The following is a 7,938-nucleotide window of genomic DNA, read 5'->3' on the forward strand; positions in this document are numbered from 1 at the left end:
CGCCGGGGCCTGCGGGGTCACCGGCTGCCTGGCCGCCTCCTGGTGGGCGGGGGTGCTGCCGCCGCTCGCCGCCCAGGCGCTGCGCCTGCCGCAGCCCGCGGGCACGGGGCTCGGCCCCGCGCAGTGGGCGGCGTACGCCGGGGCCGGACTGCTCGGCGCGGCCGGGTTCGGCGGGCTGGCCCGGGGGCGCACCGGACGGGCCTGGGTGGTGGGCCTGTTCGGCCGCTACCGGGGGACGGTACGGCGCACCGGGCTGCTCTGGGTCAACCCGCTGCTGCGGCGCCGGCGGGTCGACGTACGGCTGCGGCACTGGCGCAGCGAGGCGATCCCCGCGACCGATCCGGGCGGCACGCCGCTGCGGGTGGTGGTGCTCGTGGTGTGGCGGGTGCGGGACACCGCGCGGGCGGTGCTGGGCCTGGAGGACCATGAGCGGTATCTGCGCGAGTGCGTGGAGGCGGCGCTGGCCCGGGTGCCGGTGGAGCCCGCGGGCGGCGGCCGGGGCGGGCCCGCGGCGGCGGGGGAGACGCTGACCCGGCTGGTGACGGCGGAGACCGTGCCGACCGGCCTTGAGGTGTACTCCGTGCGGCCGCTGCGGGTGGAGTACGCGCCGGAGGTCGCGGCGGCGATGGAGCGCCGCCGGATCGCCGCGCTGGACGCCCGGCAGCGGGCCAGCATGCTCAGCTCGGTGGTGGATTCCGTGGAGGACACGGTGACCCGGCTGACCACGCGCGGTCTGGTCGAGCTGGACGAGGGCGAGCGCAAGGTGCTGGTGCGGGACCTCACGGTGGCGTTCTGCGCCGGGCACGGGGAGCTGGGGGGCACCGTCTCCGCCACTGGTATGGACATGCTCAAGTGCCGCCCATAATCTGTGACTTGGTCTAGACCTTCCCCTGCACGGCTCAGTGAACTCCCCACGTTCTCCAGGAGCGGCAGTATGCGCATCAAGACCAAAATGTCCGCAGTCGTGCTCGGAGTGGTGACCGCCGGAGCGTTCGCGCTCTCCACCGGCGGCGCCAGCGGGCACGGCTACACCGACCTCCCCATCAGCAGACAGAAGCTGTGCGCCAACGGCACGGTCAAGGGCTGCGGCGACATCCAGTACGAGCCGCAGAGCGTCGAGGGGCCCAAGGGCTTCCCGGCCACCGGGCCCGCCGACGGCCAGCTCTGCAACGGCAGCGTGGACCGTTTCGCCCAGCTCAGCTCGCCGACCACGCCGTCCGGTGCCGCCTGGCCCACCACCCAGGTGACCGGCGGGCAGTCGTACACGTTCCGCTGGCAGTTCACGGCCCGGCACGCCACGACGGACTTCAAGTACTACGTCACCAAGCAGGGCTGGAACCAGAACCATCCGCTGTCCCGCTCGGACCTCAACCTCACGCCGTTCCTGACGGTGCCCTACAACGGCCAGCAGCCGCCGGCCACGCTCAGCCACAGCGGCGTCCTGCCGACGGGCCTGTCCGGACATCACGTGATCCTCGCGGTCTGGACGATCGCCGACACGGGCAACGCGTTCTACGCCTGCTCGGACGTCGACTTCTGATCAACGCCGAAGGGCCCCTCGCAGGCGAGGGGCCCTTCTTCTGTGCGCCGCCAGGGACTCGAACCCCGGACCCGCTGATTAAGAGTCAGCTGCTCTAACCAACTGAGCTAGCGGCGCGTGACTCTCGCCTTCCGCTCTCGCGGCCGGCGACATAGAAAATACTACCTGCTCTTCGAGCGTGCTTGTGACCACCTAGATGGCCAGCGACAGCAGCACCGGTGCCGCGTTCCGGTTCAGCGTGTCCGCGGCCTGTTTCAGGCGGTGCGCGTGTTCCACCGGGAGGGACACGGCCAGACAGCCCACCGAGGCGCCCGCGGTGATCGGGACGGCCGCGCAGACCGTGCCCACCGCGTACTCCTGGAGGTCGAGCACCGGCACCGTCGGCGGCTGGGACTCCAGACGGGACAGCAGCAGCTTGTCGCTGGTGATGGTGCGCGAGGTGAGGCGGGCCATCTTGTGCCGGGCGAGATGGTCGCGGCGCCCGTTGTGGTCCAGCTGGGTCAGCAGGCTCTTGCCGACCGCCGTGGCGTGGGCCGAGTAGCGGAAGTCCACCCACTCGTTGACCGCGGGGGCGGCGGGCCCGGCCGCGTACTGGGTGACCTTGACCTCGCCGTCCACGTACCGGCTGATGTAGACCGCCGCGCCGACCGAGTCGCGCAGCCGGTCCAGCATGAGCTGGAGCTTGTCGGTGAGGGCCCGCTCGCGGTCCTGGGCCGAGGTCAGCCGGCGCAGCGTGTCCCCGGTGATGTACGCCCCGCCGCCGATCTGCTCCACGTACCCCTCGCGGCGCAGCATCCGCAGCAGCACGGTGAGTCGCTCGGGACCGAGGCCGGTGTGCCGGGCCAGTTCGGTCTCGGTGACCCCGGCGGCGGTGCGCGCCACGGTCTCCAGCACGCGCAGCGCGTCCTGGGCGGAGTGGTACGGGGCGGTCGGCTCGTGCTTCAGCGCCACGGTGGGTCCCCCCTGCGCTCGCTTACTGGGCCGTGGATTGCGGACGGTGCGGCGCTACCACGATAACGGGCGAACGGCCGCCGGGGAGAGGGCGTTGACAAGTTTCCGGCTCGTCCCCCTCGCCCCGGCGGCCGTTCTCAACTGCGGCGCAGACCCTGTGGCATATGCCAAAGTCATGCCCCAGTGGCTGGACCTCGCCCGTTGCCCGCGAACCTCACCCGGCCGCGCTCACAGCACCGCGCCGAGGAATTCCCGGGTGCGGTCCTGCTCCGGGTCGCTGAAGATCTTCTCCGGGGGGCCCGACTCGATCACCCGGCCGCCGTCGAACATCAGTACCTGGTCGGAGATGTCCCGGGCGAAGCCCATCTCATGGGTCACGCAGAGCATCGTGATGTCGGTGCTGCGCGCGATGTCCCGCAGCAGATCGAGGACGCCCGCGACCAGCTCCGGGTCGAGCGCGGACGTCACCTCGTCGAGCAGCAGCACCCGCGGCCGCATCGCCAGCGCCCGTGCGATCGCCACCCGCTGCTGCTGCCCGCCGGACAGCTGCGCCGGGCGCGCCCCGCACTTGTCGGCGAGACCCACCAGCTCCAGCAGCCCCCGCGCCCGCTCCTCCGCCTCGTCCTTGGACAGGCCGAGGACCTGCACCGGCGCCTCGGTGAGATTGCGCAGCACCGACATGTTCGGGAACAGGTTGAAGTGCTGGAACACCATCCCGATCTTCTTGCGCACCTCCCGGACCTGCTTCTCCGGCGCCGGGAACAGCGGTTCGCCGTCGACGGTGATGGTCCCCTCGTCCGGTTTCGTCAGGGTCATCAGAAGTCTGAGGATCGTGGTCTTGCCGGAGCCGGAGGGCCCGATCAGGGTCACATGCCTGCCCGGCCGGACCGCGAAGTCCAGGTGGTCGAGCACGGTGTTGGCGCCGAACCGCTTGGTGACCTGCTCCAGACGGATCAGATCGGCCGGCTGGGCGGCGGTGGCGGAGGGCTCGGTACGGGTCTCAACGGACAAGGCGTCGCTCCAGGGCTCGCAGGAGAAGGGAGGCCAGGTAGGAGATGAGGATGAAGGCCACGCCGATCACGGTGAGCGGCTCGGTGAACTGGAAGCGCTGCTGGGAGAAGAGCCGGGCCTGGCCCAGCATCTCCAGCACGGTGATCACCATCAGCATCGGTGTGTCCTTGAGCATGGAGATCACGTAGTTGCCGAGCGCCGGGATCACCCGGCGGATCGCCTGCGGCAGGATCACCGCGGTCCAGGTCCGCCGCCGGGGCAGGTTCAGCGCGGTCGCCGCCTCCCACTGGCCGACCGGTACCGCCTCGATGCCGGCCCGGTAGACCTGCATGGTGTACGTCGAGTAGTGCAGCCCGATCGCGAAGACGCCGGTGGACAGCGCGGAGAAGGTCAGCCCCCACTCCGGCAGCACGTAGAAGAGGAAGAACAGCTGCACCAGCAGCGGGGTGTTGCGCACGAACTCCGTGACCACCCCGACCGGCCAGCGCACCCACCGGGTCGGCGCCCGCATCAGCAGCGTCCACACCAGGCCGAGGGTGAAGGACAGCAGCGAACCGAGGGCCAGCGCCTGGAGGGTGACCAGCAGGCCGTCCCAGAAGTGCGGCATGAAGTCGCTCACCGCGTGCCAGTCCCATGTCATACGACACCACCGCCCACCCCGGTCGTCCGCGCCCGCTTCGGCTCATGTGCCGCAGACTCCGTGCCGGGGTCCCGGCCGGGCCCGGCCTTCAGCCGCTTCTCCAGGCCGCGCATCAGCCGGGTCAGCACGAAGGCGATCACGAAGTAGATGACCAGCACATACGTGTAGATCTCCGCGCTCTGCTGGAGCGCGAGGCGCACCAGGTTGGCGCTGAACGTCAGATCGCCCATGCCCATCACCGACACCAGCGCGGTGCCCTTGAGCAGCTCGATCAGCAGATTGCAGAAGGAGGGGATCATCTCCGGCACCGCCTGCGGCAGCACGATCAGCCGCATCCGCTGCGCCGGGGTGAAGCTCAGCGCGATCCCGCCCTCCTTCTGCGCCGGGTCCACCGAGTTCAGCGCGCCGCGCACGATCTCGGAGCCGTACGCGCCGTACGTCAGGCCGAGCGCCAGCGTGCCCGCCCACATCGGCACCAGCTGCCAGCCGAAGGCGATCGGCAGCACGAAGAACACCCAGAAGATCATCACCAGCGCGGAGGTGCCGCGGAAGATCTCGGTGTAGACGCCGGCCACGAAGCGCACGATCCACCGGCGGTGGGTGCGCGCGAGGCCGACCACGAAGGACACCGCGGCGGCCAGCAGCGCGCTGAACAGCAGCAGTTGGACGGTGGTCCACACGCCCTTGAGTACCAGTTCCCAGAGCCCCGAGGTCATTGCCCGCACAGCTCCTTCGCCGTCAGGTCCGTCATCTCGGCCTCGGTGAAGCCGAACGGCCGCAGGATCCGGAACAGTTCACCGGTCCGCTTGAGCTGGTGCAGCTCCGTGTTGAACGCGTCCCGCAGCCGGGTCTCGGTCGGCCGGAACGCGAACGCCCCGCCGTCGACGTGCCGTTCGCCCTTGACCAGCGGTGCGAACGGCGTGGTCGCCTCCGCCTTGGCCGACTTCTTCACGACCTCGCGGGTGGTGAGCGCCGTACCGGCGAACACATCGACCCGGCCCGCCTCGACCGCGTTCAGACCGGCCACCTGGTCCGGCACGATCAGGATGTCGCTCTGCTTGTAGCCCGCCTCGACGGCGTACTGGATCTCGGCGTATCCGGTGCCGGTCGCGAACTTCGCCTTCTTCGCGACGACGTCCCGGTAGGAGTGCAACCCCTTCGGGTTCCCCTTGCGGACGATGAACGAATCCAGCATCTGGTAGTCGGGATCCGCGAAGATGACCTGTTCGCAGCGGTCGGCGTTGACGTACATGCCGGCCGCGACGACATCGAACTGCTGTGAGTTCAGGCCGGGTATGAGCGAGCCGAACTCGGTCGGCACCGGCTGCACCCGGTCGACCCCCAGCCGCTTGAAGACCGCCTTCGCCAACTCCGGTGCCTCACCGGTGAGATGGCCGTCCTTGTCGATGTACCCGAAGGGGATCTCACCCGCGATCCCGAGCCGTACGACGCCCTGCGCGCGGAGCCGGTCGAGCAGTTCGCCGCCGTTCCCGCTCGCGGCGGCCACCCGGGTACAGCCCGCGGCGCCCAGTGCCCCGAGCGCCGCGATCGAGCCGAGCAACGTCCGTCGGCTGGGTCTGAGTTCTGGCCGAAAAATGTATCCGTCGTTCCCATGTGGTGGAGCCATGGCGGCGCCGCTACCCAAGCCGATCCGAGGTATGCGCCCCGCTTTTCCGGCCGGACGACGCGTCCCCGCTTTCCGCCCCGCACCTCCACACAACCCCCACGGGAGAACCCGGTGGAGAACTCCCGGGGTGTGCCGTGTCAGTGGCCGGGCACGTACCCGCGCTTCTTGTCGACCACGTTCACCAGGGGTCGGCCCGCCGCCCAGCGCTCGTACAACTCCACGAACTGCCGCCCGAGTTCGTCCCGCCGACCCACCGTGTCCCCGCTCATGTGCGGGGAGACGATCAGACCGGGAAGGCCCCACAGCGGGCTGTCGGGCGGCAGCGGTTCGGCGGCGAACACGTCCAGGGCGGCGCCCGCGATCCAGCGCCGGGCCAGGGCGCGGGCGAGCGCGTCCTCGTCCACCAGATTGCCGCGCCCCACGTTCACGAAGAACGCCGAGGGCTGCATCACCCCGAAGACATGGGCACCGAACATGCGGTACGTCGCCTCCGTCAGCGGCGCCGCCGCGATCACCCAGTCCGCGCGCGAGACCAGCCGGTCCAGGTCGGCCGGGCCGTACACCCCGGTCCGCGGCACCCGTCCGACCAGCGCCGTCGTCACACCGAGCGCCTTCAGCAGCCGGACGATCGCCCGCCCGACGGGCCCCGACCCGACCACACAGGCACGGGTACCGGCCACCCGCCGGCTCTCCCGGTGCCGCCACACCCGCTCCCGCTGCTGCTCCAGGGTGCGCGGCAGATCCTTGGCCGCGGCCAGCACCAGCGCCGCCACGTACTCGGCGATCGGCTGGTCGAAGATCCCGCGCGCGTTGGTGACCACCGCGGCGGACGCGGCCAGCTCCGGGCACAGCAGATGGTCCACGCCCGCGCTCGCCGTGTGCACCCAGCGCGGCCGGGGCCCCGCGCCCGGCCACGCCTCGCGCACGGCGGTCGAGGCGAAGTCCCACACCAGCAGCGCGTCCGCGCCCGGCAGCCGCTCGGCCAGGTGCGCCGCGTCGGTGTGCACGATCCGGGCCCGCCCGGTCAGCCGGCCGAGCCGGGGCGGCGGCTCGGCGTCCAGCACGAGCAGGGTGGGGACGCCCCCCGTACGGGACGGCTCCCGGCCTCCGGCGGAACGGCTCCCGACCTCCGACATGCGCGGCTCCCGGCGATCCGTGGCGGGTGCTTCCGAGACGCCCCGGAGATGCCCTCCGACCGCCCGGGATGCACGGATCGCCCACGCTCGCACCCGGAATCCACCGGCGTCAACACGACCGGATCCGCCATCGCCCGCCCCGTCCGCGAGCGGCGGCCCCGGCCGATCAGGTCCCGAGGTGGGCTGCCTCGCGGAGGCTGGGTACCCGGGTGCCGGGGCTGTACCGTCCGCCGCTCCCACGGCGGTGCGCGGCCGTCCCGTACCGCCCGATCGCACGCAGGAAGGCTGGACATGACCGCACTCGGATTCCTCTACCCGGGCCACTTCGCCGAGGACGACTATCCGCGCATCGAGCAGCTCCTGGGCAGCGACATCCGGGTGGACCTGGTCCACACCGAGATCGGCGAGGACGCGCTCCGAATCGAGGCGCTGCGCGGGACGGGTTCCGCCGAGCGGCTCGGCGCGGGCATGGAGCGGCTGCGGCTCGCCGGTGCCGAGACCGTGGTGTGGGCGTGCACCGGCGGCGGCTTCGTGCACGGCTGGCAGGGCGCCCAGGACCAGGTGCGCACCCTGGCCCGGCTGGCCGGGATGCCGGCCTCCTCGACCTCCTTCGGCTTTGTGCACGCGGCCCATGAGCTGGGGGTACGACGGGTCGCCGTCGGCGCGACCTACCCCGAGGAGATCACCGCGCTGTTCGCGCAGTTCCTGCGGGCCGGGGGCCTGGAAGTGACCGGGACGCGCTCCTCGGGGGTCGGCACGGCCGCCCAGGTCGCGGGCTGGGGCGAGGAGGACGTACTGACGCTGGCGCGGGCCGCGGACGACACGGACGCGGAGGCGGTGCTGCTGCCGGACACCGCCCTGCACACGGCCGCCCACCTCGGCCTGCTGGAGAAGTCCCTGTCCAAGCCGGTGCTCACCGCGAACCAGGTCACCGTGTGGGAGGGGCTGCGGCTCGCCGACCGCCGGGTGAACGCGCCGGAGCTGGGAGCGCTGTTCACCAGGGAGCCGCTCGTCCAGGCCTGAGGGGACAGGG

9 protein-coding genes and 1 tRNA gene are annotated in these 7,938 nt (G+C 71.5%); 3 read left to right on the top strand and 7 right to left on the bottom strand.

The genetic code is table 11. From position 1 onward, the window contains the following. Window positions 1-865, top strand: an 865-nt coding sequence (locus CCN72_RS07140; RefSeq protein WP_086806787.1) for an SPFH domain-containing protein, incomplete at its 5' end; no start/stop codon positions are given. 69 nt (window positions 866-934) lie between these two features. Further along, a complete protein-coding gene (locus tag CCN72_RS07145) occupies window positions 935-1,540 on the top strand; it encodes a lytic polysaccharide monooxygenase auxiliary activity family 9 protein (RefSeq protein WP_086806788.1) in 606 nt (201 codons plus the stop codon). A gap of 43 nt (window positions 1,541-1,583) precedes the next feature. Here CCN72_RS07145 and CCN72_RS07150 read toward each other — a convergent pair. The 7 genes from CCN72_RS07150 to CCN72_RS07180 form a co-directional block, all read right to left on the bottom strand. Beyond that, window positions 1,584-1,657, bottom strand: a tRNA-Lys gene (locus tag CCN72_RS07150). A 75-nt stretch (window positions 1,658-1,732) separates the two neighbouring features. Continuing rightward, window positions 1,733-2,491 carry an IclR family transcriptional regulator gene (locus CCN72_RS07155; RefSeq protein ID WP_086806789.1) on the bottom strand — a complete coding sequence of 253 codons (759 nt, stop codon included), beginning with the start codon at window positions 2,489-2,491 and terminating at the stop codon, window positions 1,733-1,735. A gap of 228 nt (window positions 2,492-2,719) precedes the next feature. Beyond that, a complete protein-coding gene (locus CCN72_RS07160; RefSeq protein ID WP_086806790.1) occupies window positions 2,720-3,502 on the bottom strand; it encodes an amino acid ABC transporter ATP-binding protein in 783 nt (260 codons plus the stop codon). Beyond that, window positions 3,492-4,142: an ectoine/hydroxyectoine ABC transporter permease subunit EhuD gene (ehuD, locus tag CCN72_RS07165; RefSeq protein WP_086806791.1), complete on the bottom strand. Its 651-nt coding sequence runs from the start codon at window positions 4,140-4,142 to the stop codon at window positions 3,492-3,494. The genes CCN72_RS07160 and ehuD overlap by 11 nt, the downstream gene beginning before the upstream one ends. Further along, window positions 4,139-4,858 (bottom strand): ectoine/hydroxyectoine ABC transporter permease subunit EhuC, encoded by a 720-nt coding sequence (ehuC, locus tag CCN72_RS07170; RefSeq protein WP_086806792.1) that lies wholly within the window; start codon window positions 4,856-4,858, stop codon window positions 4,139-4,141. The genes ehuD and ehuC overlap by 4 nt, the downstream gene beginning before the upstream one ends. After that, window positions 4,855-5,769 (bottom strand): ectoine/hydroxyectoine ABC transporter substrate-binding protein EhuB, encoded by a 915-nt coding sequence (ehuB, locus tag CCN72_RS07175; RefSeq protein ID WP_086806793.1) that lies wholly within the window; start codon window positions 5,767-5,769, stop codon window positions 4,855-4,857. Before ehuB ends, ehuC begins: the two co-directional genes overlap by 4 nt. A 137-nt stretch (window positions 5,770-5,906) precedes the next feature. Then, entirely contained in the window at window positions 5,907-6,905 is a 999-nt protein-coding gene (locus tag CCN72_RS07180; RefSeq protein ID WP_086806794.1) for a D-2-hydroxyacid dehydrogenase, read from the bottom strand. Between the two features lie 291 nt (window positions 6,906-7,196). Here CCN72_RS07180 and CCN72_RS07185 point away from each other — a divergent pair, with 291 nt between their 5' ends. Continuing rightward, on the top strand, window positions 7,197-7,928 hold the full coding sequence (locus CCN72_RS07185) for a maleate cis-trans isomerase family protein (RefSeq protein ID WP_086806795.1): 732 nt from the start codon (window positions 7,197-7,199) through the stop codon (window positions 7,926-7,928). Window positions 7,929-7,938: the final 10 nt, after the last annotated feature.

Origin of the sequence: Streptomyces murinus (assembly GCF_002154555.1) — a bacterium.
In the GTDB taxonomy this organism is placed as follows: Bacteria; Actinomycetota; Actinomycetes; order Streptomycetales; family Streptomycetaceae; genus Streptomyces; species Streptomyces murinus.